Raw genomic sequence first — 22,306 nt, forward strand, 5'->3', positions numbered from 1 at the left:
CGGCGCCATATCCTGCGCCTTCCCAGGGGCCTCCGATACCATGACAGACGGCACGAAGGCGTGTCTCTCCGTCTACACGACAGTGAACACCTTCAGGAGCACAGCTTGACTCTTCAGATCGTCATCCTTGCGGCCGGCATGGGCTCGCGGCTCGGACGCAGTCTGCCCAAGCCGCTCACCGAGCTCGCCGACGGCCGCACCATCATGCAGCAGCAGCACGACAACATCCGTGCGGCGTTCGGCACGTCCGCGCGGATCACCGCCGTCGTCGGGTACCGCGCAGAGACGATCGTCGAGGCGTTTCCCGAGGCCGACTACGTCTACAACGACCGCTACGACCAGACCAACACCTCCAAGAGCCTCCTGCGTGCCCTCAAGGCAACGGGTCGCAGCGGTGTGCTGTGGATGAACGGAGACGTCGTCTTCGATCCGCGCGTTCTGGGCCGGGCCATCGAGCTGGTCGAGCGCGACCAGTCGTTCGTCACGGTGAACACCGCGAAGGTCAGCGACGAAGAGGTCAAGTACACGATCGACGCCGCCGGAAACATCCAGGAACTGTCCAAGACGGTCGTGGGCGGCATCGGAGAGGCCGTCGGGATCAACTACGTCTCCGCCGCCGACAAGCGAGCGCTCATTGCACAGCTGAGCCGCGTCGACGATCAGGACTACTTCGAGCGGGGGCTCGAGCGGGCGATCGCGGAGAACGGCATGGTGGTCCGCCCCCTCGACATCTCCGACCTGTATGCAGTCGAGGTCGACTTCGCGGAAGACCTCGAGCGCGCGAATCTCTTCGTCTGACCACCGCACAGCCGCCCTTCAGGCCGCGCTCATAGGATCGGGCGATCATGGCCAAGGTCCACCGCATCCACTCACTGCCCGATGACGCGCCGTGGGCAGGTGGACTGCCGCCCGAGGGTTCGCCGGAGCACCCCGCGATCGTGCGTGCCCTCGACCGGGTCTTGAGCGTCCAGCGGCCCGTCGTCGTCGCGCACCTGCGGAGCATTCGCCTGCGCCACTCCGACGCGTCCCCCGCGACGATCGTCCGCATGCTCGAGCGGCGCTATCTCGCCGCGGTCACGACCGGTGGCGCCGCGGTGGGTGCGACTGCCGTCGTGCCCGGCATCGGGACCGGCATCACCCTTGCCCTCAGCGGAGCGGAGACCGCGGGATTTCTGGACGCGACCGCGCTGTTCGCGCAGTCGCTCGCCGAGTTGCACGGCATCCGGGTAGAGGACCCCGACCGCGCGCGAGCACTCGTGCTCACGATCATGCTGGGGTCCGAGGGCGTCGCACTGGTGTCGCAGTGGGCCCGACAGGCGTCGGGAAAGGGTATGCCGCGTGACAAGTACTGGGGCGAGCTCATCACCACGTCGCTCCCTCGCGCCGCCGTGGGTCCCCTCGTGGACCGGCTGAAGTCGACCTTCGTCCGGCACTTTGCCTCCCGAGGCGGCGCATCCGTCCTCGGCAAGGCGCTCCCCTTCGGCGTCGGTGCTGCGATCGGCGGCGGCGGAAACCATCTCTTGGGTCGCCGCGTCGTGGTCACCTCTCGTCGCGCTTTTGGCGTCGCTCCGTCGGCCTATCCGCCGGAGTTGGAGCCCAAGCCCGGCGCCCGTCCCGTCGAGCACGCACTGGCGGCGCGGCTGCGCCAGGTCGGTGGAGCGGTCGCTGGCCTCGGTGAAGCCGCGGGCGGCACGGTGTCACGGCTTGCCCGGGGGCGCCGACGGGCATCGGGGACGACGGGGATCAGCCCGGTGGAAGGCAGTACCGACGTCCGCTGATGCCTCCCCGGGCGGCCTGGTTTGCCCATTGTCCACAGCATGACGGTGTGGCGCCCGACGCGGGGCCATGGACGTCGGACAGTGCCCATAGCGTTCCGGCATGCTGGAGATTCTGGAGGGGGAATCCCCCCACCCGTACCGCGTTCCGTGGCGCGTCGACCGCGTCCACGATTCTCATCCGCTGATCACCCATCGTGGGACCGAGCCGGCCGACTTCGTTCGGGTGTTCCGCAGCGACGGTCCCGACGAGTACTGGGGACGCGTTGTTCCCGGCGACACCGCCGAGCTCTGTCTCTGCGATGGCGACCTCGACACCCTGACGATCACTCTGTCGTGGTTCCGCGCGGGCACCGACCAGGAGTACGTATGGCGCTTCGTCGTCTGAGGCGAGGTGCTGGCCGCAACACCCCCTCGACGCGCAGAATGGAGTCATGGGATTGTTCCAGAGCCGCCCTGAGGAGCCCACTGAGTGGGCGGGCCTGCCTGCCGAGCCGTGGGATGAGCCGAGCCCCTCGGAACAACTGGCGGGTCCGACGGAGGCCTCCCCCGCCGCCATCGACCTCACCGCCCTGCGCGCACCCGAGGGCCACGCGTATGTCGCTGTCCCGATCGAGGCCGTGCCGTTCGTCACGGGGACGGAGGCGTCCGACGCAGACGGCGACGGCGACTGACCCGCTGACGCCGCGGGCGGTGGCGGTCACCTCACGCGGAGGCGGCTCGCCGGCGCAACTCTCGACGGAAGTCAGCCTCCGAATAGGGCGCGATGTTCGCCGGCAAGTCCTCGGCAGTCAGCCCCCGGACGAAGACCTCAGGAGCGACATCGAGAGCAGTGGCCAGCTGAATGAGCACGTAGAGCGTGGGATTTCCCTGTCCGTTCTCGATCCGCGCAAGATGCGACACGTCGAGATCCGCGCGTTCGGCCAGCGCCTTCCGGCTCACCGTCTGCTTGTCGCGAAGAGAGCGCACGAGCATGCCCACATGAGCGGAGGCTCGAGAACGCGGTTCGGACATGCCCCCAGCATCGACGCGATGGACGCGCAGGCAGGAGGCTTTCATGAGTGGGCCTTTACGCCTACACTTGCTGCGGGTCTAGGCTCGCGACGTGGGTGACCTGCGACGACGACTGCTCTCCTTCACGGAGTCGTCCTTCGCCGACTCCGACACGCGCGAGCTGATCGCCCTCCTCCAGGCGTGGATTCCCACGCAGCGCTGGTTCGCCTCGAAGGGAACCGCACCTCGGCTGCGTCCGATCGCGGCAGCCATCCTTCCCACGGATGTCCCCGCGACGCGCGTATACGTCCTGATCGTCCGCGACGAGGCCACCACGACGGGGGTGACCTACCACGTCCCCCTCGTCGACGCGGAGGGCAGCACCGCGGCGACGAGTCTCGGCGTCATCGGCCGCCGCGGGGACGGAAACGTCGTGATCGACGGCCCCCACCACCCCGCGTACACGGCCGCGCTGGCTCACGCGGTGGCCCCTCAAGTCTCGGCGGGGCCGGCACGCGTCCTCGACGGAGAGCAATCCAACACCTCGATCATCTACCGCGCCGAGGGGCGCCCGGCGGTGATCTGCAAGATCTATCGTCAGCTCCACACGGGGCCTCACCCTGACATCGAGCTGCAGAGCACACTCGCGAGGTCGGGATGCTCACGTGTCCCCGCGGCAGTCGGCGTGTGGGAAGGCGCGTGGACTCCCTCAGCGTCGGGGGCGCTCGCCTTCGCGCAGGAGTACTTCCCCGACGTCGAAGACGCGTGGCGCGTCGCCCGCTCGGCGGCCCTCGCGGGTCGGAGCTTTGTCGAGGATGCCCGAACGCTGGGCGAGGCGACCGCCGACGTCCACCTTCGGCTTGCCGAGCTGTTCCCCACGACACCTTCCGATGCCGCTGCGCGTCACGCGATCGCCACCGCATGGGACCGGCGGCTCCGCCTCGCCGTCGCCGAGGTGCCCGCCATACAGAGGCACCGCTCGGCAATCGCCGAGGCGTACGACCTCGCTCTCGAGACCCCCTGGCCGCCGCTACAGCGGATCCATGGCGACTACCACCTCGGACAGGTCCTCCAGGTTCCCGCCCGGGGGTGGGTGCTGCTGGACTTCGAGGGCGAGCCGCTCCGACCCATGACGGAGCGGCTGCGACCAGATGCCGCATGGCGAGACATCGCAGGAATGCTGCGGTCCTTCGACTATGTGGTGGGCTCGCTGCAGAACGAAGGCAACCCCGAGCACCTCCGCGGCTGGGCCGAGGCTGCGCGTGATGGATTCCTCCGCGGATACGAGCGCCGGACGCAGCGTCCGTCCGCGGGAGCACTGCTGGATGCATTCGAACTCGACAAAGCGGTCTACGAGGCGATCTATGAGACTCGCAACCGCCCCTCATGGCTCGAGATCCCCCTGACCGCGATCGATCGGCTCGTCGACACGGATTGAGCGCGTTCGGCGTCCACTCAGGGCAGTTGTGGATACCGTTGACGCGATGGTCACCACTCCTCCCCCGCGCGCGAGCGGCCGCATCAACAGCCTCGACGGATTGCGCGGGGTTGCAGCGATGGTGGTGCTGCTGCACCACTGGCTCCTCATCGCGCAGCCGTGGCTGCAGGGAACCGTCGTCTGGGCATGGATCTCCCAGTCGCCCGCCAAGCTCATCACGGCCGGCAACGAGGCCGTGCTCGTCTTCTTCGTCCTGTCGGGCCTGGTCGTGGTCCTTCCCGTCTTCCGCGCCGGCTTCTCCTGGATGGGGTTCCTGTCCGCGCGGGTCGTGCGCCTCTACGGACCCGTCATCGCGGCACTGCTGTTCGCCGCCCTGCTGATCCTCCTCGTGCCCCGCGATCCCTCGCGGATGCCCGCCGGCTCATGGATGACCGACACACACGCCACGCAGGTCTATCCGCCCAGCCTGCTCGCCCAGATGACGCTGATACCGCGGTCCTACCCCTTGAACAACCCGCTCTGGTCGCTGCACTGGGAGCTCGTGTACTCGATCCTCCTCCCCTTCGCGACGGCCCTCGCGCTTCTCGTGCGGCGGTGGGCGCTCACCGCCGTGCTCGCGTGCGCGGCCCTGAGTCTGGTCGGCCGGATGCTGGAGCAACCCGAGCTTCTCTACTTCCCGATCTTCCTCATGGGCACGATCATGGCCACCCGCCTTCCCGACATGCTCGCTTGGGTCGAGCGGCCGCGACCACGCTGGTTCATGCCGCTGTTCGCCGCGGGAAGCGTGTTGCTCCTCATCGCGAGCTGGCTGGCCCGCCCCATCGCACCCAGCGGAGGAATCCTCAACACGGTCCTGTGGTCGCTGGCCGCACCGGGGGCGGCGGGACTGGTCGTGGTGAGCCTGGCGTGGGCACCGGTCATGCGCTTCTTCGAAACCCCCGTCATGCAGTGGCTCGGCAAGATCTCGTTCAGCCTGTACCTCGTGCACGTGCCGATCCTCGCCACGCTCGCCTACGCGGTCGGCTCACAGAACTGGCAGCTCGTGGGCCTGCTCGGCATCCCCCTCAGCCTCCTGGTCGCCTGGGGCTTCTATCAGCTTGTCGAAGCTAAAATGCATCAGGCGGCGCGTCGTGTTCACCGCGCCGTCGCCGCACGAGCACGGCGTCGGGCGAACGAGATCGCGCCCTGACGTCGGCCGACGATCGAGAGCACCGCCCACCCATGCGCCTGAGACTGCCCGCTGTCCTGTCCAAGACCCTTCGTCGGGCACGGCGCATGGCTGCCGCCGAACAGATCGCCCTCGCCCGGCTCCTCCCCATTCGCCCCCGGACCGTCCTCTACGAGTCCTTCGCCGGCAACGGGGCGCTCTGCAACCCGGAAGCGATCTTCCGGCGGCTCCTCGCCGACCCCGACTTCGGCGATCTGGAGCACATCTGGGCGCTCAGCGACACCGACGCCGCCGCTGCGCTCCGTCGCGAGTTCGCCGGCCGACGAGACATCCGGATCGTGGAGCGAGGAAGCGCCGCCTACTGGACGGCCGTATCGACCGCGGGGTACCTGATCAACAACGCGACGTTCCCGCCGTCCTTCGGGAAGCGCCCGGGACAGGTGTATCTCAACACGTGGCACGGCACTCCGTTGAAGCTCATGGGGTTCGACATGCCCGGCGGCGCGCGCGAGTCGGCGAACACGCTGCGAAACCTGCTGAGCGCCGACTACCTCCTGGCCGCCAACCCCTTCATGACCGAGGTCATGTACGAGGACGCCTACCAACTGCGCAACATCTACCCGGGCTCGATCATCGAGGAGGGTTACCCCCGCATCGATCGCCAGCGCCTCACCGACGCCGAGGAGGAATCCGTCCGGAAGACGCTCACCGAGCAGCTCGACGTGCCCCTCGACGGCCGCCGCATCGTGCTGTTCGCCCCCACGTGGCGCGGCGCCTCGTTCCAGTCGCCCGATGCCGACCTCGCCCACCTCGCCGATCAGGCCGCGGAGCTCCAGCGTGGTCTCGGCGACGGCGTCGTCGTGCTCGTCAAGACGCACCAGGTCGTGCATTCACTCGCACAGGGCGTTCCGTCGCTACGTCGCCTCCTCGTGCCCAACACCATCCCCGCGAATGTGCTCCTCGGAGTGGCGGATGCGTTGGTGACCGACTACTCGTCGATCTTCTTCGACTATCTCGCCACCGGCCGCCCCATCGGCTTCCTGGTCTCGGATGCGTCGAGCTACGCCATGGAACGAGGCACCTACCTCCCGCTCGACGAGCTTCCCGGGCCCGTGTCGACGGACGCGACCGCGGTGGCCAGCGCCCTGCGCGACCTCATGGCACCCGGCGCCCTGCGGCACGCCCGGTACGACGAGTGGGCCGCCCGCTTCGTCCCCTACGAAGACGGTGACGCCGGGGACCGCGTCATCGACGTCGTCTTCCGCGGACGAGTACGCGACCGCCGCATCCGCACCGCACGACGGGACGGGAAGCCGCGCCTGCTCTTCTACGTCGGCGGCATTCGGATGAACGGCATCACGACCTCTGCCGTGAACCTCCTCAACTCCCTGGATCGGGAGAAGTACGACGTCACCGCACTCATGGCGTTCCCCAGGGGCGACACGACACGCCGCAACCAGGCCCGACTCGACCCCGGCATCAGACAGATCTTCCGCATCGGGGGGATGAACGGCCTGAAGGGCCGACAGCTCTTGCGGCGACTCGAGGACGTGAGCACCGATCCGCTCCGCGCTCATCGACGCTTCGGTCATCGCACGCTCTGGCGGGATGAATGGACGCGGGTCTTCGGAACCGCCCGTTTCGACTGGGTCGCCGACTTCAGTGGCTACAGCCCGTTCTGGGCACACCTGATGCTGCATTCCCCCCGCGCTGTCCGCGCCATCTGGCTGCACAATGAGATGGCAGCCGACCGAGAGCGCACGGTCGCCGGGAAGCAGCCCTTCCGCCGCTCCCTCGGGCGCGTCTTTGCGATGTACCGGGCGTACGACCAGTTGGTCTCGGTGTCTCCGTCGCTCACGGAGCTCAACCGCGCCGAACTGGCCCGCTACGCCCCCGCCGATAGGTTCCGGACACTGCGGAATCTCCCGGACCCCGTCGAGCAGGCCGTGGATGCGGAGCCCGAGGCACCCCGCAGCGAGGAGGACGAGGCCTGGCGCCACGCGTTGGAGATCGAGGGTGTGCAGCGCTTCATCACGGTCGGACGCCTCTCGACCGAGAAGAACCACGCGCGGTTGATCCGCGCGTTCTCCCGCGTCCACGCCGAGCGGTCGGCGACGCAGTTGTTCATCGTCGGCGGCGGTCCCCTCGCGGCCGACCTGGAGGCGCAGGTGCGTGCGGCCGGGCTCACCGGGGCCGTGTTCCTCACCGGTCCACAACCACAGCCGGGGCGGATCATGGATCGCACCGACTGCTTCGTGCTGTCGAGCGACTACGAGGGCCAGCCGATGGTGCTGATCGAAGCCGCTCAGCGCGGGATGCCGATCGTCTCCACGGCGTTCGGGTCCGCCCGCGGCGCCCTGCCGGGCGACGACATGCACGTGGTCGACCGCGACGACGACGCCCTGGCCGAGGGGATGCTCGCCTACCTGGAAGGCCGAGTGGCCCCCGCAGCGCTGGACGTCGAGCAGTACACGGCGGAGGTCCTGGCCCAGTTCGACGAACTCGTGCCGCATCCGGAATGATCGACCACATGACCCGCGACGCCGACGTCCCCCCGGAGGGGTCGGGCGTCACCTTCGTGATGCCCGTGCTCAACGAACGGGATTACCTCGAACGCGCCGTGCGCACCGTGCTCGCGCAGGATGTCGATGGTCCGTCCGAGATCATCCTCGCCCTCGGTCCCTCGCACGATGGCACGACCGAGTTGGCGCACGAGCTCGCCGAGAGCGACGAGCGGATCCGCCTGGTCGAGAACGCGGCCGCCGACATCCCGGTCGGTCTCAATCTGGCCATCTGCGCCGGCTCCTACCCGACAGTGGTGCGCGTCGACGCGCACTCCGAGCTCGCCCCCGGCTACACCGCCCGAGCGTTGCAGACGCTCGCCCGGGAGCGCGCGGCCAACGTCGGGGGCATCATGCGGGCCGAGGGGCGCACCCCCTTCCAGCGCGCCGTCGCCCACGCATACAACTCCCCCGTCGGCCTCGGCGGCGGGGCGTATCACGGCTCGGGCGAGGCCGGCCCTGCGGAGTCGGCCTACCTCGGGGTCATGCGACGATCCGTCCTGGAGGACGTCGGCCTGTTCGACGAGTCCATCCGCCGCGGCGAGGACTGGGAGCTCAATCTCCGGATCCGTCGCGCCGGCTACCGAGTCTGGTTCGACCCCGCGCTCTCGGTCACCTACTGGCCCCGCGAGAGCTGGAGCCGGCTCGTCCGCCAGTTCCGCGCCACGGGCACATGGCGAGGGGAGCTAGTCCGACGCTACGGGACCGGAAACTCGCTGCGGTACTTCGCCCCTCCCCTGCTCGTGCTGCTCGTCGCGGTGGCGGCCGTGGTCGGCGTGCTGCAAGCCGCCCGCCTGCTCACGGGCCCCGCGTCGCTCGTCGCCAGCATCGTCTACGCGCCGATCGCGGTCTACGTGCTCCTCGTCCTCGCTTTCGCGGCCGCGCCCAGCCGGGGACGCGGCGGGCGGGAACGGCTGTGGAGCCTCGCCGTTCTCCCCTCGATGCACCTCGCGTGGGGGGCCGGCTTCGTGTGGGGACTGATGCGCGGCGCCCAGGAGACCGTCGATACGTCGCGGCTGGAGCGCAACACCCCACTGCCGTGACGACGTCGACACGGCCACCCGAGCCGCCGAGCGGCCGCATTCCCGATCAGCGTTCGACGAACCCCTGATCGAGGATCCGGGCGACGACCCGCTGGGCCGCTGCACCGTCCTCGCGCTCGTTGAACCGTCGGCGCCACGCACGGTAGCGTTCCGCGAAGTCGTCGACGACACCGCCGTCGGCGAGATGGGCTTCCAGTTCGTCCTGAGTGACACTGACCGGCCCGGGCGCCTCGGCGAGGAGATCGAAGGAGAAACCCCGCAGCTCCCCGCGGTAGTGCTCGATGTCCGGGGCGAAGAAGTAGACGGGCTTCCCGGTGACCGTGAAGTCGAACATGACCGACGAGTAGTCCGTGATCAAGGCGTCGGCGGCCACCAGCAGGTCGGACACATCGGGGTATGAGGTGACGTCGATGACGCGGGGGCCCTCTGCGTCGTCTCCTCCGGAGAGCGTTCGCGAGTGGCCGCGCACGAGCACGATCGCGCCCGTGGCCGCCGCCAACCGTTCCAGATCGAGGAAGTCGACGATGTCGGCGCGGTCGTCTCGCCACGTCGGCGCATAGAGGATCACATGCTCGTCGTCGGGGATGCCGAGGCGACGCCGCACCGGACCGGGCTGCCCCGTCACCAGGACGTCATTGCGGGGATACCCCTCGATCCAGATCGGACGGCGGCGGAACGCGTACGCCCCCCGCAGGACCCGTGCAGCATAGGGGTTCTGCGCCAGGAGCACATTCCATCGCCGCGACTCCTTCAGCACCGCGAGGGCGCGCCGTGGATCGAAGCCGGGACGATGGAGGGCGAGGCGCTTGAGGGGCGTCCCGTGCCAGGTCTGCAGCACGATCTGTCCCGGACGCCGCGAGAATCGGCGGCGCAGCCAGTCGTTGACCACGAGCAGCCGCGCCGCGCCCCGCGCGCGCCACCATTCCGGGCTTCCCTCCACGACCGCGATCGCGCCGTCCGGCACCTGCACCGACAGATCGACGACGCTCCAGTAGCGCACGACGTTCGGTGCGAGCCGCGCGAGCTCGCGATCGATCGCCCTGGGATTGCAGCTGGCGCTGCGCCCGTAGAAGCTCTCGAAGAAGACGGCGTTCTCCAGCCCCTGGGGCCGCGTCGCGTATCGACGTTCCAGCGCGTCCTGGCCCTCTCCCGAGTCGTACGCGGGATCGAGGGGCGGACCGACCCGCAGTACCCCGTCGCGCAGCTCGGCCCGCAGCGACGGCCACTGCGTCAACGGCAGCGCGGGTGGTGCCTCCGCGAGTCCGCCGCCGTCGAACGTGGCCTCCACGAGGTAGTCCCCGGACGGGAGGGGAAGCGTCGGCCCGTCCCAGCGCGCTGCCTCCAACGGGATCACCGCGCGCCACGTCTTCCCGCGGCCGGTGATCCGGCCCGGGACGCGCGCGCGGGAGCCGCGGAGCTCGACGCGGCGGGGGCGGTCGCCGCGGCCGGTGAGCTCGAGAGCGGGGTGGGGTGTGAAGCGTGCCTCGATCATCGCCGTTGCCCTTCCAGGATGTCGCGGATGCGCACGTACACGCGTTCGGTGTTCCGCCCGTCGCGGAAGGCGTGCACCCGCGCGTCGAGCGCCCGTGCCCGCTCCAATCGCCTGTCCCGTTCCGCTCCGTCGGCGAGGACCGCGGCGAGCTGGTCGGCCGCCTGAGCCCAGTCGCGGGCGTGCTCTCCCCCGGACACGTCCGCGTAGCGGCCGTAGAACCCGCGCTCGGCTTCGTAGGACTCGAGGTCGGGGGCAAGGAAGACCGCGGGGACCGGCACGAGCGAGGCGTCGAAGATCAAGGAGGAGTAGTCCGTGACGAGCGCCCGCAGGGCCGGGAGCAGCGGGGTGACGTCGGCGACGAGGTCGCTGCCGAGCAGACGTATCCGATCACCGACTCCCGCGGCGTAGTCTCCCGCCCCGAGCGGGTGCGAGCGGATGAGGAGAACCGCGTCCCGCTCCTCCAGGACCTCGACGATGCGTTGCCATTGCGCTGCATCGGGCACCGCGGGGTCGGGGGCGCCGTCGCGCCACGTCGGTGCGTACAGCACGAGCGCGCGGCCATCGACCGGTCCCACGACACGCTCGATCTCGGCACGTGCCGCGTCGTGTCGCTCCGCCGCCGAGCCGGTCGACAGCACGTCGACACGCGGCTCCCCCGTCACCGGAACACTCGGGTCGGGAAGGGCGAACGCGGACTCCAGACGGCCCCGCACGAGGTGCGATGCCGCCGGGATCAGCCGGATCTGCCGCTGCGTGCGCCGATACAGCGCGGCGATCAGAGGCCGGAGGATCACCAGAGGCGCCCGCACCGTCGCGGGCGAGTCGAGTCCGATGCGCTTGAGGGGAATGCCGTGCCACAACTGGACCACGACCGCGCCCGTCGTCGCGTAGCGGTCGACGTCGCCGAAGCCGTGCGTCACGACGACGACCCGCGCCCGCGCTGTCCGCCAGAAAGCGCGGGCAGAGCCCTTCCGCACCGCAGGGATACCTGCCGTGGCGGCCGCGCGTGCCTGCTCGTCGTCGGCGACGAGCCACACCGTCTGCTCTCCCGCGGCAGCCGCAACACGCCAGAGAGCCAGGGCGCCGTCAGCGATGCCGACCGCGGAGCCGAAGACCCACTCACGCGACGAGCGCGGAACGATCATCGTGGCCAGTCGCCCGAAGACGTACAGCGGGATCCGCACCAGCTTGGCGACGTTTCCCGCACCGAAAGAGAAGGACGCCACCTCGCGAGCCTATCGCGGGGTGGCGTCCTTCGAGGCCGTCAGTCGGAGAGCGTTCCGAGGGTCACGTCGACCGAGGCGGTCTCGCCGTCACGCACGTAGACGACGGTCGCCCTGCTTCCTGCGGCGAGTGCGCGCACCTGCGCCGTCAGATCGGTCGCGTCGGTGATCGGCACCCCGTTGAACGAGGTGACCACATCGCCGGCCTTGAGCCCCGCCTTGGCTGCCGCTCCTCCGGCGGACACCTCGCTGATGTAGGCGCCCGCGGTCGTTGCGCCCTTCTGCGACGCGGCGTCGCCGACCATCGCCCCGAGGAGTCCGTGCGTGGCCGCCCCCTTGTCGATGAGCTCGTCGGTGATGCGCTTGACGACGTTCGACGGGATCGAGAAGCCCACGCCGATCGAACCGGCCTGGCTCGAGCTGGACCCGCCGGTGGAGGCGATCGCCACGTTGATGCCGATGAGCTTCCCGGCCTCGTCTACCAGAGCACCGCCGGAGTTGCCGGGGTTGATGGCGGCGTCGGTCTGGATCACGGCGATGGAGATCGAGCTCTTCGGTGACTGCTGCTGCTGGCCCTGACCGAAGTCGAACTGGAAGGGCGACTCGTTCTGTCCCTGCGGCGAGTCGTCGTCTCCGCCGCCGTCGGGCGCGGCGGACGAGGCGATCTGGATCGAGCGGTTGAGCGCGCTCACGATGCCCGTGGTGACGGTGTTCGAGAGCCCGAGTGGCGCACCGATCGCGACGGTCTGATCGCCGACGTTCAGCGAGGACGAGTCGGCGAACTCGATGGGCGTCAAACCGCTGGCGTCCTTGAGTTTGATGACGGCCAGGTCGTAGGTGGGGTCGGTGCCCACGACGGTGGCCTGATAGACCTTGCCGTCGGAGGTCGTCACGGTGATCGCCGCGTCTCCCGTGGCGCCATCGAGGGTGACGACGTGGGTGTTCGTCACGACGTAGCCGTCGCTGCTGAGCACGACACCGGAACCCGTGCCACCGCCGGAGCCGGACGTCGCGGCGATGGTGACGACGCTCGGGAGGACCTTTGCCGCGATCGCCGTGGTCTGGTTGACCGACTCACGGTTGTTGACGGTGACGGTGGAGGGACCGGAGGTCACGACCGTGGAGCCGTTCGCGGTGAAGATCGAACCGCCAGCGGCCGACGCGCCAAGCCCGGCCGCACCACCGACGAGGGCGGCGGCGACCATGATGGCGACGATCTTGCCCGCTCCGACGCGCCCGGACGGTTCAGCCCCCGTGTGGTCGGCTGCGTGCGGCGTCGACCCCGGCTGCGCCGGCGCCGAGGCGTACGGGCCCGGGGCGTAAGGCTGCGTGGGCTGCGTGTGGAACGCGCCACCGTACGGCAGAGGCGGACGCGGGGGAACGGCCTCGCCAGCCGTATCAGGAGCCGCGGGGGCGGACTCGGACGCCGGCGAGGCGGGGCCGGTGTGCGAGGCGGCGCCGGTGTGCGAGGCGGCGGTGTCGGACGCCGCGTCGTTCGCACCGTTCGGGAACGACCCGGCGTCGGGGACGGAGGTGTGGTCTTCCGGTGATGAAGTGCTCATGGCGGTTCCTTTCGAGACTCCCTCAGCTTGACCCGCAATGCTGTGCGTTCCTTATGGCGAGGCCTCGATCAGCCTATGCGTGTAGCCTGACCCGGTGCAGCGCATTCCGTCGACGCCGCCACCGCCCGGAGCCTGGCAGCGCGCCGCGCGGGGAGCGGGCCTGCTGGCCCCCGACGGCACGAGCGCCCCGACCATCTTCGCCGAGATGAGTGCCCTCGCCGCCCAGACGGGGGCGATCAACCTCGGGCAGGGCTTCCCCGATGAAGACGGTCCTGACGAGGTGCTCGCCGCGGCACGAGCGGCGATCTCGACCGGGCGAAACCAGTACCCACCCGGGCGAGGTGAGCCCGATCTCCGGCACGCCGTGTCGGAACACCAGCGCCGCTTCTACGGTCTCGCGGTCGATCCCGACCGCGAAGTGCTCATCACGGCCGGCGCCACCGAGGCGCTCGCCGCGACTCTTCTGGGGCTCATCGACGGTCCCGGCGACGAGGTCGTCGTCTTCGAGCCGACGTATGACGCCTACGCCGCGCTGATCGCTCTCGCCGGTGCGACCCTGGTGCCTGTGCCGTTGCGGTCACCTCGCTTCCAACCGGACCTGGAGGAGCTGCGGCGCGCAGTGAGCGATCGAACCCGCATCATCCTCGTCAACGACCCCCACAATCCCACCGGCATGACCTTCGACGCCGAGGTCCGCGACGAGATCGTCCGCTTGGCCGCGCGGCACGACGCGATCATCGTGACCGACGAGGTGTACGAGCACCTCGTCTTCCGCTCTCGGCACGTGCCGCTGGCCAGCCTGGAAGGAGCGCGCGAGCGCACCCTCTCGATCTCTTCTGCCGGCAAGACCTTCTCGGTCACGGGGTGGAAGGTCGGCTGGATCACCGGCCCGGCGCGCCTCATCGACGCCGTCGTCGCCGTGAAGCAGTGGCTCACCTACGTCAACGGTGCGCCTTTCCAGCCGGCGGTCGCTGTCGGTCTGCGCCTCCCCGATGAGTTCTTCTTCGGCGCCGCCGCGACGCTGCGGGACAAGCACGCGCTTCTGGCGACCGGGCTCCAGGCAGCAGGGTTCTCCGTGATCGCGCCGCACGCGGGGTACTTCACGATCGCCGACGCCCGGGACCTCGGCGAGGCGCACGGCAGAACCGACGCCGACGACTTGTGCCGATGGCTGCCGGAAACTGTCGGCGTCGTGGCGATCCCGGTGACCGCATTCGTCACGACAGAGCATCGCGAGGACTACTCCTGGCTCGTGCGCTTCGCCGCGTGCAAGCGCCTCGAGGTCATCGCCGACGCGTCACAGCGGTTGGCGACGATGGTGCGCGCGTAGCCCCGCCCGCACGCGACCTCACTCGGCCTGCGGCACGGTCTCGCTCCGCCTCGGCGTCACCCCGAACCGGCGCAGGGCCAGGGCCGGGTTGATGCGCCGGACGCGGGACACGGCGGCGCGGTCCAGATGGGCGACCGCGACGTCGGTCGCCGTGCCGACACCGGCCACCTCGACGCCCACGGGGTCGACGATCATCGAGGCGCCGACACCCAACGGCGGCGGATGATCGGCCGCCGCTACGAAGAACGTGTTCTCGATGGCGCGCGCGTGCAGGAGTGTCCGCCACTGATGCTCCTTGAGCGGCCCCCTCACCCATTGGGCCGGCACGAGCGCGAGCTCTACTCCGGCATCGGCCAGCAGCCGACTCACCTCGGGGAAGCGGAGGTCGTAACACGTCAGCAAGCCGCAGACCATTCCCGCGACCTCGAAGGTCTGCGGATCCTCCACCGCGCCAGGCTCGATCCAGTCCGATTCGCGCTGCCCGAACGCGTCGAAGAGGTGCAGCTTGCGGTAGCGCGCGAGGAGGCCACCACCGTCGACGGCGACGACGGTGTTGCGCACGCGCCCACCATCTGCCTCTTCGAGCAGCCCCGCAACGATCGTGAGGTCATGCTGACGGGAGAGGGCCGTGAGCGCGGCGACGAACGGCCCGTCGAGCGGTTCGGCGTTCTCGGCGAGCGACGCATCGAACGGATCCACGAAGTAGCTCGAATACTCCGGGAGCAGGAGGAGGTCGGCTCCGCGCTCCGCCGAGCGCCGAACCAGGTCGCCGATGGTGTCGAGATTGGCGGCGCGGTCTGCCGACGGAGCGAACTGTCCCACCGACACTCCCACCGACGCGCTCACGACACGTCCGCCGATCGGCGTGCGGCCGCCATCATGCGAGGGACGACGATCCAGAGGATCCCGATGACCACGCCCAGCGCGCCCCCGGCGCTCCACGCGGCCCCCGCGCCCACGACCACATCGAAGACGAAGGCGACGACGCCCATCATCATGAGCGAGACCGTGAACAGGGCGGTGATCAGCGCCGCGTGTCCGAAGGCGACGATGATGGGCTTCGCACCGCGTCGGAACAGCATCCGGTGCAGGGCGACGGGCGCGAGCGCGACGATCGCGCTGAGGGCGGCGAGCATGACCAGGACGAGGTAGAAGACGCGCTGACGATCATCGAGGTCGGCGAAAGCGGGTTGGAAGGCGAGAGCGAGGAGGAACCCCGTGAGGATCTGGGTTCCCGTCTGCAAGACACGAAGCTCCTGAAGCACCTCGCTCCAGTTGCGGTCGGCGCGCTCGTTGACCGTCTCGGCACGTCCATCGCCGGGGCGCGCGTCCGCCGCGTCACCCCTCGTCGCCGCTTCCGTCATGCCTTCATCCTCCTGCCCCGCGTCTCGCCGAGGCAAGAATCCGAGCGGATTCGCCCCCTGCCTCAGAGCGTGCTAGGCTGACTTCTTGTGCCGCGGGGTGGAGCAGCTCGGTAGCTCGCTGGGCTCATAACCCAGAGGTCGCAGGTTCAAATCCTGTCCCCGCAACAAGAGAAGAAGGCGTCCCCCAGGGGGCGCCTTCTTCGCATTCCCGCCGTGTGATCGTCACGCCCGGGTCGTCATGCCCCCGCTCGGTCGCGAGCAGGCGAGTCCCCCACGACGAGCTCCATGTCCCCCAGGAACCGGGCGATCGCCCGGAGCTCGTCGTCGGTGTAGCTCACCATCGCATCCCGCATGCGCCTCATGCGCTCCCCGAAGTGGCGATAGAAGTCCACTCTCGCGCCCTCCGACAGGACCACCACCCGGGAACGACCGTCGTGGGGGTGCGGACGCCGCTCGAGATGCCCGCTGGCCGTGAGCCGATCCAGCAGCTTGGTCGTCGAGGCGGTGGAGATCGCCAGATGCCGGGCGATGTCGTGCGGGGAGACGAGCTCTCCCCGACCTTCGCGCACGATGAGCATGCGCAGGGCTGCCAGATCACTGGCGTTCATGTCCATCTCCCCACGGATGCCTCCGTGCATGTGATCCATCGCATCGGAGAAGGCACGCAGCGAACGCATGACATCGAGGACCAGTTCGTCACGGGGGCTCTGAGGAACCCAGCGCTGGTCAACCATGTGGACACCCTCTCGTTGCTTATGTAGTATCGCTGAAAATCGCTAGTTAAACTAGCAATAAGGAGAAGACATGACTGTGACCGATCTCGTCGTGCTCCTCGATGACGACGGACAAGAGATCGGTACCGCTCCGAAATCGAGTGTGCACGGCACCGATACCGCGCTCCATCTCGCCTTCTCGTGCCACGTGTACAACCGCCGCGGCGAGACGCTCGTCACACGCAGGGCACTCGACAAGCGTACGTGGCCCGGTGTCTGGAGCAACTCGTTCTGCGGGCACCCCCGCCCCGCCGAGCCGGTGATCGCTGCCGTTCACCGTCGGGCCGAGCACGAGCTGGGGATCACCCTGCGCGACGTGCGGCTGGCCCTGCCGCTGTTCCGCTACCGCGCCGTGGACGCGAGCGGTGTCGTCGAGCACGAGGTCTGCCCCGTCTACCTCGCGGTCACCGATGACGAGCCCGACCTCAACCCCCGCGAAGTCGTGGAAGCCCGCTGGGTGAGACCGGAGGAGCTGGGCGCCGGACTGGCCGCGACGCCGTGGGCCTTCAGCCCGTGGCTCGTGCTCCAAGCCGAGCAGCTGGGGTTGTTCGAGGACGACGACGCCCGCAAGAGGGCTTCGTGATCGACCTCACCGCCCAGCAGCACAGCGCGATCGACGCCGCGATCACCGAGTCCGTCCAACGGCTCTGCGCACGCACGGCCGCGCTCGGAGAGGGCGCCCGCGCTCTCGGCGAGGCGGTGGCCGCTGCGACGGCCGACGGCAAACGCTTCCGCCCCGCCCTGGTCGTGGCGGCGTTCACCGCCTTCGGAGGACGCGAGACGGAGGCTCCGGCCCTGTGGCAGGTCGCCGCAGCCTTCGAGATCCTGCACACGGCGTTCCTCATCCACGACGACCTCATTGACCGCGACGTCGAACGACGCGGGATGCCGAACGTGGCAGGGCGGTTCCAAGCCCGCGCCCTGTCCGCGGGCGCCGACGAGCGAGGGGCGCGGGTCGTCGCCGACGCCGCGTCGGTGCTCGCCGGAGACCTGCTCCTGTTCGAGGCCGCACGGATCATCGCCGCCGCACCCGTGGATGAGAGCACCCGGGCGGCACTCACGGATGTCCTGGACGAGGCGGTGCTCGTCTCGGCAGTGGGCGAGCTCGCCGACGCCGAACATTCGTCCCGCGCGGACTATCCCGACGCCGAGGCCCTCCTCGCGGCGGCGCACGACAAGACGGCGGTGTACTCGTTTCGTGCGCCCCTGCGCGCCGGCGCGATTCTCGCCGGCGCCCCGGCCCACGCACCGCTGGCCGAGGCGGCGGCCGAGCTCGGCCTCGCGTTCCAGCTCGTCGACGATCTCATCGGGACCTTCGGCACCCGGCGACAGGCCGGACGTGAACCGGGCGCGGATCTTCGCGAGTCCAAGCGCACCCCCCTCATCGCGCTGGCCCGGGAGACGCCGCAATGGCCCCGGGTCAGCTCGGCGCTGGCCGTGGCCCACACCGGCCCCATCGCCGTCCGACGCGCACAGCGCGCGATCGAGGCCAGCGGCGCACGTGGTGAACTGGAACGTATGGTGTCGGAGAGCCTCGCCCGAGCGAGAATGCACGCGAGTTCGCCGGCGCTCCCCGCGCGCGCGGTCGATCTGCTCGAACGCTTGGCCGTCGCCATCGAGGCGCGGATCCCGTGAGCGCCGCGACCCTCTATGACCGCTGCGCGCGCGAGGCCGCGTCGGTGGTGATCGGCGCCTACTCGACCTCATTCGCCCTCGCCTGCCGGCTGCTGGGAAAGCGCACTCGTCAGGACGTCCGCTGCGTCTATGCGCTCGTACGCATCGCCGACGAGGTCGTCGATGGGACCGCTGACGCGGCCGGCGTCGCTCCCGACGAGCAACGCGCGATCCTCGACGCGCTGGAGGCCGAGACCCTGCACGCCGTCGCCGGAGGGTTCAGCACGAATCTCGTGGTGCACGCCTTCGCCCTCACGGCGCGCGCCTGCGGAATCGGCGCGGATCTCATCGTTCCGTTCTTCGCCTCGATGCGCACCGACCTCGACACCTCCCTTCACGATGGAGCGTCTCACGACGCCTACGTCTACGGGTCGGCGGAGGTCATCGGGCTCATGTGCCTGCAGATCTTCGTGAACGCCGGCTCGCGGCGACCGATTGCACCCGATCCGGCCCTGGTCGACGGCGCACGTCGGCTCGGGGCGGCATTCCAAGACATCAATTTCCTCCGCGACCGCTCCGACGATGCGGAACGACTGGGCCGCGACTATCTGGGTCTGTCGACGGGCGAGAACACCCGTGAGGACGTGCTCCAGCGCATTCAGGCCGACCTGGACGCCGCCGCGGCGGTGATCCCCCGTCTCCCCCGTGACTGTCGCCGAGCCGTCACGGTGGCACACGGCCTGTTCGCCGAGCTCGCGCAGCGCCTGCGGTCCGCCGACCCCGACACTCGCGTGAGCGTCCCCGGCGGTGTGAAGGCGCGGATCGCGGCACGCTCCCTCCTTCGCCTCTCCCCTCGGAGCACATCATGAACGGCACGGTCGCGGTGATCGGTGGCGGCATCGCCGGGTTGGCCACCGCCGCGCTCCTGGCGCACGACGGCGCGACGGTCACCGTGTTCGAGGCGCGCGAGGAGGTCGGTGGACGCGCGGGATCGTGGGAGCGCGACGGCTTCCGGTTCGACACGGGGCCGAGTTGGTACCTCATGCCCGAGGTGTTCGAGCACTTCTTCGCGCTGCTCGGAACCACAGCGGCGGAACAACTCGACCTCGTCCGGCTCGATCCCGCCTACCGTGTGTACGGCGAGCCGACGGCCGCGGGGCCGGCGGAGCCCGTCGATGTCGTCTCGGGCAGAGACCATGCGCGGAGGCTCTTCGAGTCGCGGGAGCCGGGCGCCGGAGCGCGACTGGACGCCTACCTCGATTCCGCCGCCGATGCGTACGACCTCGCCGTGTCACGCTTCCTCTACGACACCTACGAGACCACCGAAGGGCTTCGGGACCGCCGCGTGGTGCGGCGCCTGCCCGAGCTCATCCCGCTCCTTCTCCGCCCGTTGGCCCAACACGCGGCACGATCGTTCCGCGACCCGCTGCTCCGCCAGATCCTCGGCTACCCCGCCGTCTTCCTCGGCGCGTCGCCGTACCACGCCCCGAGTCTGTACCACCTGATGAGCCACCTCGACCTCGATGACGGCGTCCTCTACCCGCAGGGCGGCTTCACCGAGCTCATCCGCGCGATCGACAGGCTCGCGCGGGAACGCGGCGTGGAGGTGCGGACTTCGAGCCCCGTCGAGGAGATCCTCGTCGAGAACGGTCGGGCCACGGGGATTCGACTCGCGGACGGCAGCCTCCACGCGGCCGACCTCGTCGTGTCGGGCGCCGACCTCCACCACACCGAGACCCGGCTCCTTCCGCCCGCCCTGCGCTCCTACCCGGAACGCTGGTGGCGGCGGCGCACGCCGAGTCCCGGGGCGCTCCTGCTCCTCCTCGGGGTCGACGGAGAGCTTCCCCAGCTGCCGCACCATACGCTTCTGTTCGCCGAGGACTGGCGCGAGAACTTCGGCGCGATCTTCGGGAAGGAGACCCGGGTTCCCGACCCCGCGTCGCTCTACGTCTGCCGCCCGTCGGCGACCGACCCCACCGTCGCGCCTCCGGGCGCGGAGAATCTGTTCGTCCTGGTCCCGATCCCCGCCGACCCCTCCCTGGGACGGGGCGGAGAGGACCGCTCAGGCGATCCGCGGGTCGAGGAGCTCGCCGACCGCGTGATCGCCCAGATCGCGGAGTGGACGGCGGCACCCGACCTCGCCGAGCGCATCCGGGTGCGACGGACCATCATGCCCGCCGACTTCGAAGCCGACCTCGGCATCTGGCGCGGGAGCTCCCTGGGCCTTGCCCACACCCTCGGTCAGAGCGCGGTCTTCCGGCCCCGCAATGCCTCCAAGAAGGTGAAGAACCTCCTCTACGCCGGGTGCTCGGTGCTCCCGGGCATCGGACTCCCGATGTGCCTCATCTCGGCCGAGCTCGTGTTGAAACGCGTGCGCGGGGAACGCGGTGCGGGCCGCATCGCAGCCCCCCTCTCGCATCGCCGCTGACATGCCCGGGCTCTATCTCCTCTTCCTCGTGCTCTCGGCCGCGGGTGTCGCGGCGCTCGATGTCCGCTTCCGCCTGGCCTTTCCCCCCGCTCGCGCGCGAACGGCGACCACCGTCGCGGTGGGAACCGTGTTCTTCCTCGCGTGGGACGCGGTCGGGATCGCCTCGGGGGTGTTCGTCAAGGGCTCCAGCCCTCTCCTCCTCGGCTGGGATCTGGCTCCGCACCTGCCCGTCGAGGAGCCGGTCTTCCTCGCCTTCCTCTGCTACCTCGGGCTCGTCGTGTGGCAGGCCGCCCTCCGCCCCATCCGTCGTCGCGGCGGCGTCGACGCGACCGCCGCGCCCCCGCACCGCGACGATGAGGGGGGCCGCTCGTGAGCTACCCCGTGATCGTCGTTCCGTTCCTGATCGTGACGCTCGCGGTCACCCTGTGGTCGTTGCGACGACCGGGCGCCCGGCAGCGCCTCCTCGCCTCCGGAATCGCCGCGGCCGTGCTCGTCGCCTTGACGGCGGTCTTCGACAACCTGATGATCGCCGTGGGGCTGTTCACCTACCCGGAGGATCTCATCAGCGGCATCCGCATCGGCCTCGCGCCCATCGAGGACTTCGCCTACCCCGTCTGCGCCGCCTTCCTCGTTCCCGCCGTGTTCGCCCTCCTCCCCGAAAGAGGTCCGGAATGACGCAGATCCTCGTGCAGCTGTTCGTCGCCTCTCGCCCCGTGAGCTGGATCAACACGGCCTACCCGTTCGCACTCGCCTACCTCCTCACCACGCGACAGATCGACTTGCTCCTCGTCGTGGGAACGATCTTCTTCCTGATCCCCTACAACCTCGCGATGTATGGGATCAATGACGTCTTCGACTACGAATCCGACCTGCGCAATCCTCGCAAAGGCGGGACCCACGGTTCGGTCCTCGACCGGCGGTTCCATCGCATCACCCTCTGGTCTTCTGCCGTCGGCCTCGTGCCGTTCGTCGTGCTGCTCGTGATGTGGGGATCGCCCCTGTCGACACTGGTCCTCGCGCTGAGCCTGTTCTTCGTCGTCTTCTACTCCGCGCCGCCGCTGCGACTGAAGGAGCGGCCGTTCGCGGACTCGATCACCAGCAGCATCCACTTCTTCTCCCCGGCCGTCTTCGGACTCGTCCTGGCGAACGCGACGTGGACGGGCGCTCTCGTGCTCGTCGTCGTCGCTTTCGCCCTGTGGGGCATCGCTTCTCACGCCTTCGGCGCCGTGCAGGACATCGTCGCCGACCGTGAGGCCGGCATCGCCTCGATCGCGACGGTCCTGGGCGCCCGTGCCACCGTCCGGATCGCTCTGGCGGCCTACGGCCTCGCCGGGATCGCGCTCCTCGCAACGACCTGGCCCGGGCCTCTCGCGGCCGTGCTCGTCGTTCCCTACCTCGTGAACGCGTGGCCCTCGCGGAACCTCCGTGACGAGGACTGCACCCGGGCGACAGCGGGATGGAACCGCTTCTTGTGGCTCAACCAGATCGCCGGGTTCGGCACCACGCTCTTGGCGATCTGGTGGTGGTTCGTGTCGGCCTGAC

23 protein-coding genes and 1 tRNA gene are annotated in these 22,306 nt (G+C 69.6%); 17 read left to right on the forward strand and 7 right to left on the reverse strand.

What is annotated here, in order from left to right; genetic code table 11:
- Positions 1 to 105 precede the first annotated feature (105 nt).
- The 4 genes from AVP41_RS03805 to AVP41_RS03820 all read left to right on the forward strand — a co-directional run bounded on the left by AVP41_RS03805 (position 106) and on the right by AVP41_RS03820 (position 2,449).
- The gene (locus tag AVP41_RS03805; RefSeq protein ID WP_067160956.1) at positions 106 to 798 is read left to right on the forward strand and encodes a phosphocholine cytidylyltransferase family protein; all 693 of its coding nucleotides are present in this window, start codon (positions 106 to 108) and stop codon (positions 796 to 798) included.
- Between the two features lie 47 nt (positions 799 to 845).
- Positions 846 to 1,778, forward strand: a complete 933-nt coding sequence (locus AVP41_RS03810; protein ID WP_067160958.1) for a hypothetical protein — start codon at positions 846 to 848, stop codon at positions 1,776 to 1,778.
- Positions 1,779 to 1,878: 100 nt separating this feature from the next.
- On the forward strand, positions 1,879 to 2,163 hold the full coding sequence (locus AVP41_RS03815) for a hypothetical protein (RefSeq protein WP_067160960.1): 285 nt from the start codon (positions 1,879 to 1,881) through the stop codon (positions 2,161 to 2,163).
- A 46-nt stretch (positions 2,164 to 2,209) separates the two neighbouring features.
- The gene (locus AVP41_RS03820) at positions 2,210 to 2,449 is read left to right on the forward strand and encodes a hypothetical protein (RefSeq protein ID WP_067160962.1); all 240 of its coding nucleotides are present in this window, start codon (positions 2,210 to 2,212) and stop codon (positions 2,447 to 2,449) included.
- A gap of 31 nt (positions 2,450 to 2,480) precedes the next feature.
- Here AVP41_RS03820 and AVP41_RS03825 read toward each other — a convergent pair whose 3' ends face one another.
- Positions 2,481 to 2,789, reverse strand: coding sequence for a helix-turn-helix domain-containing protein (locus tag AVP41_RS03825; protein WP_197464244.1), 309 nt, complete (start codon positions 2,787 to 2,789; stop codon positions 2,481 to 2,483).
- 91 nt (positions 2,790 to 2,880) lie between these two features.
- Between AVP41_RS03825 and AVP41_RS03830 the strand changes: the two genes are divergently transcribed.
- The 4 genes from AVP41_RS03830 to AVP41_RS03845 all read left to right on the forward strand — a co-directional run bounded on the left by AVP41_RS03830 (position 2,881) and on the right by AVP41_RS03845 (position 8,978).
- A complete protein-coding gene (locus AVP41_RS03830; RefSeq protein ID WP_231902652.1) occupies positions 2,881 to 4,206 on the forward strand; it encodes a maltokinase N-terminal cap-like domain-containing protein in 1,326 nt (441 codons plus the stop codon).
- A gap of 46 nt (positions 4,207 to 4,252) precedes the next feature.
- Positions 4,253 to 5,395, forward strand: a complete 1,143-nt coding sequence (locus tag AVP41_RS03835; RefSeq protein WP_067160966.1) for an acyltransferase family protein — start codon at positions 4,253 to 4,255, stop codon at positions 5,393 to 5,395.
- 86 nt (positions 5,396 to 5,481) lie between these two features.
- A complete protein-coding gene (locus AVP41_RS03840) occupies positions 5,482 to 7,896 on the forward strand; it encodes a glycosyltransferase (protein WP_231902653.1) in 2,415 nt (804 codons plus the stop codon).
- A gap of 8 nt (positions 7,897 to 7,904) precedes the next feature.
- Positions 7,905 to 8,978 (forward strand): glycosyltransferase family 2 protein, encoded by a 1,074-nt coding sequence (locus AVP41_RS03845; RefSeq protein ID WP_067162759.1) that lies wholly within the window; start codon positions 7,905 to 7,907, stop codon positions 8,976 to 8,978.
- A gap of 46 nt (positions 8,979 to 9,024) precedes the next feature.
- Here AVP41_RS03845 and AVP41_RS03850 read toward each other — a convergent pair whose 3' ends face one another.
- Genes AVP41_RS03850 through AVP41_RS03860 form a run of 3 tightly spaced genes read right to left on the reverse strand, consistent with a single transcriptional unit; the run spans position 9,025 to position 13,255 of the window.
- The gene (locus tag AVP41_RS03850; protein ID WP_067160970.1) at positions 9,025 to 10,470 is read right to left on the reverse strand and encodes a CDP-glycerol glycerophosphotransferase family protein; all 1,446 of its coding nucleotides are present in this window, start codon (positions 10,468 to 10,470) and stop codon (positions 9,025 to 9,027) included.
- Positions 10,467 to 11,696 carry a CDP-glycerol glycerophosphotransferase family protein gene (locus AVP41_RS03855; protein WP_067160973.1) on the reverse strand — a complete coding sequence of 410 codons (1,230 nt, stop codon included), beginning with the start codon at positions 11,694 to 11,696 and terminating at the stop codon, positions 10,467 to 10,469. Before AVP41_RS03855 ends, AVP41_RS03850 begins: the two co-directional genes overlap by 4 nt.
- A gap of 38 nt (positions 11,697 to 11,734) precedes the next feature.
- Positions 11,735 to 13,255: a S1C family serine protease gene (locus AVP41_RS03860; RefSeq protein ID WP_082828999.1), complete on the reverse strand. Its 1,521-nt coding sequence runs from the start codon at positions 13,253 to 13,255 to the stop codon at positions 11,735 to 11,737.
- A gap of 94 nt (positions 13,256 to 13,349) precedes the next feature.
- Between AVP41_RS03860 and AVP41_RS03865 the strand changes: the two genes are divergently transcribed.
- Complete coding sequence (locus tag AVP41_RS03865; protein ID WP_231902654.1) at positions 13,350 to 14,585, forward strand: aminotransferase class I/II-fold pyridoxal phosphate-dependent enzyme; 1,236 nt, start codon at positions 13,350 to 13,352, stop codon at positions 14,583 to 14,585.
- Between the two features lie 18 nt (positions 14,586 to 14,603).
- Here AVP41_RS03865 and AVP41_RS03870 read toward each other — a convergent pair whose 3' ends face one another.
- Together AVP41_RS03870 and AVP41_RS03875 are read right to left on the reverse strand one after the other, a co-directional pair.
- Positions 14,604 to 15,431, reverse strand: a complete 828-nt coding sequence (locus tag AVP41_RS03870) for a carbon-nitrogen hydrolase family protein (RefSeq protein WP_082829000.1) — start codon at positions 15,429 to 15,431, stop codon at positions 14,604 to 14,606.
- The gene (locus AVP41_RS03875) at positions 15,428 to 15,949 is read right to left on the reverse strand and encodes a DUF6328 family protein (protein WP_067160976.1); all 522 of its coding nucleotides are present in this window, start codon (positions 15,947 to 15,949) and stop codon (positions 15,428 to 15,430) included. The genes AVP41_RS03870 and AVP41_RS03875 overlap by 4 nt, the downstream gene beginning before the upstream one ends.
- Positions 15,950 to 16,040: 91 nt before the next feature.
- On the opposite strand from AVP41_RS03875, the gene AVP41_RS03880 reads away from it, so the two are divergent.
- A tRNA-Met gene (locus tag AVP41_RS03880) sits at positions 16,041 to 16,114 on the forward strand.
- A gap of 71 nt (positions 16,115 to 16,185) precedes the next feature.
- On the opposite strand, the gene AVP41_RS03885 is transcribed toward AVP41_RS03880, so the two are convergent.
- On the reverse strand, positions 16,186 to 16,683 hold the full coding sequence (locus AVP41_RS03885) for a MarR family winged helix-turn-helix transcriptional regulator (protein WP_067160979.1): 498 nt from the start codon (positions 16,681 to 16,683) through the stop codon (positions 16,186 to 16,188).
- Positions 16,684 to 16,753: 70 nt separating this feature from the next.
- On the opposite strand from AVP41_RS03885, the gene idi reads away from it, so the two are divergent.
- The 7 genes from idi to AVP41_RS03920 are packed head-to-tail and all read left to right on the forward strand — an operon-like array spanning position 16,754 to position 22,305.
- A complete protein-coding gene (idi, locus tag AVP41_RS03890) occupies positions 16,754 to 17,305 on the forward strand; it encodes an isopentenyl-diphosphate Delta-isomerase (protein WP_067160982.1) in 552 nt (183 codons plus the stop codon).
- Entirely contained in the window at positions 17,302 to 18,357 is a 1,056-nt protein-coding gene (locus AVP41_RS03895; RefSeq protein WP_067160985.1) for a polyprenyl synthetase family protein, read from the forward strand. The genes idi and AVP41_RS03895 overlap by 4 nt, the downstream gene beginning before the upstream one ends.
- Entirely contained in the window at positions 18,354 to 19,205 is an 852-nt protein-coding gene (locus AVP41_RS03900) for a phytoene/squalene synthase family protein (protein WP_067160989.1), read from the forward strand. The genes AVP41_RS03895 and AVP41_RS03900 overlap by 4 nt, the downstream gene beginning before the upstream one ends.
- A complete protein-coding gene (gene crtI / locus AVP41_RS03905) occupies positions 19,202 to 20,764 on the forward strand; it encodes a phytoene desaturase family protein (RefSeq protein ID WP_067160993.1) in 1,563 nt (520 codons plus the stop codon). Before AVP41_RS03900 ends, crtI begins: the two co-directional genes overlap by 4 nt.
- Position 20,765: 1 nt before the next feature.
- On the forward strand, positions 20,766 to 21,137 hold the full coding sequence (locus AVP41_RS03910) for a lycopene cyclase domain-containing protein (RefSeq protein WP_067162764.1): 372 nt from the start codon (positions 20,766 to 20,768) through the stop codon (positions 21,135 to 21,137).
- Positions 21,134 to 21,439 carry a lycopene cyclase domain-containing protein gene (locus AVP41_RS03915; protein WP_067160995.1) on the forward strand — a complete coding sequence of 102 codons (306 nt, stop codon included), beginning with the start codon at positions 21,134 to 21,136 and terminating at the stop codon, positions 21,437 to 21,439. The genes AVP41_RS03910 and AVP41_RS03915 overlap by 4 nt, the downstream gene beginning before the upstream one ends.
- Positions 21,436 to 22,305, forward strand: coding sequence for a prenyltransferase (locus AVP41_RS03920; protein ID WP_067160998.1), 870 nt, complete (start codon positions 21,436 to 21,438; stop codon positions 22,303 to 22,305). The genes AVP41_RS03915 and AVP41_RS03920 overlap by 4 nt, the downstream gene beginning before the upstream one ends.
- Position 22,306 lies beyond the last annotated feature (1 nt).

The organism is Microbacterium sp. TNHR37B, from assembly GCF_001620065.1.
Lineage (GTDB): Bacteria > Actinomycetota > Actinomycetes > Actinomycetales > Microbacteriaceae > Microbacterium.

Bases quoted from the DNA above. Each gene is read 5' to 3' on its own strand.
- AVP41_RS03850 (WP_067160970.1), bottom strand. From the start codon at position 10,470: ATGATCGAGGCACGCTTCACACCCCACCCCGCTCTCGAGCTCACCGGC.
- AVP41_RS03845 (WP_067162759.1), top strand. From the start codon at position 7,905: ATGACCCGCGACGCCGACGTCCCCCCGGAGGGGTCGGGCGTCACCTTC.
- AVP41_RS03835 (WP_067160966.1), top strand. From the start codon at position 4,253: ATGGTCACCACTCCTCCCCCGCGCGCGAGCGGCCGCATCAACAGCCTC.
- AVP41_RS03820 (WP_067160962.1), top strand. From the start codon at position 2,210: ATGGGATTGTTCCAGAGCCGCCCTGAGGAGCCCACTGAGTGGGCGGGC.
- AVP41_RS03885 (WP_067160979.1), bottom strand. From the start codon at position 16,683: ATGGTTGACCAGCGCTGGGTTCCTCAGAGCCCCCGTGACGAACTGGTC.
- AVP41_RS03920 (WP_067160998.1), top strand. From the start codon at position 21,436: ATGACGCAGATCCTCGTGCAGCTGTTCGTCGCCTCTCGCCCCGTGAGC.
- AVP41_RS03910 (WP_067162764.1), top strand. From the start codon at position 20,766: ATGCCCGGGCTCTATCTCCTCTTCCTCGTGCTCTCGGCCGCGGGTGTC.
- AVP41_RS03860 (WP_082828999.1), bottom strand. From the start codon at position 13,255: ATGAGCACTTCATCACCGGAAGACCACACCTCCGTCCCCGACGCCGGG.
- AVP41_RS03815 (WP_067160960.1), top strand. From the start codon at position 1,879: ATGCTGGAGATTCTGGAGGGGGAATCCCCCCACCCGTACCGCGTTCCG.
- AVP41_RS03825 (WP_197464244.1), bottom strand. From the start codon at position 2,789: ATGTCCGAACCGCGTTCTCGAGCCTCCGCTCATGTGGGCATGCTCGTG.
- crtI (WP_067160993.1), top strand. From the start codon at position 19,202: ATGAACGGCACGGTCGCGGTGATCGGTGGCGGCATCGCCGGGTTGGCC.
- AVP41_RS03840 (WP_231902653.1), top strand. From the start codon at position 5,482: ATGGCTGCCGCCGAACAGATCGCCCTCGCCCGGCTCCTCCCCATTCGC.
- AVP41_RS03810 (WP_067160958.1), top strand. From the start codon at position 846: ATGGCCAAGGTCCACCGCATCCACTCACTGCCCGATGACGCGCCGTGG.
- AVP41_RS03875 (WP_067160976.1), bottom strand. From the start codon at position 15,949: ATGACGGAAGCGGCGACGAGGGGTGACGCGGCGGACGCGCGCCCCGGC.
- idi (WP_067160982.1), top strand. From the start codon at position 16,754: ATGACTGTGACCGATCTCGTCGTGCTCCTCGATGACGACGGACAAGAG.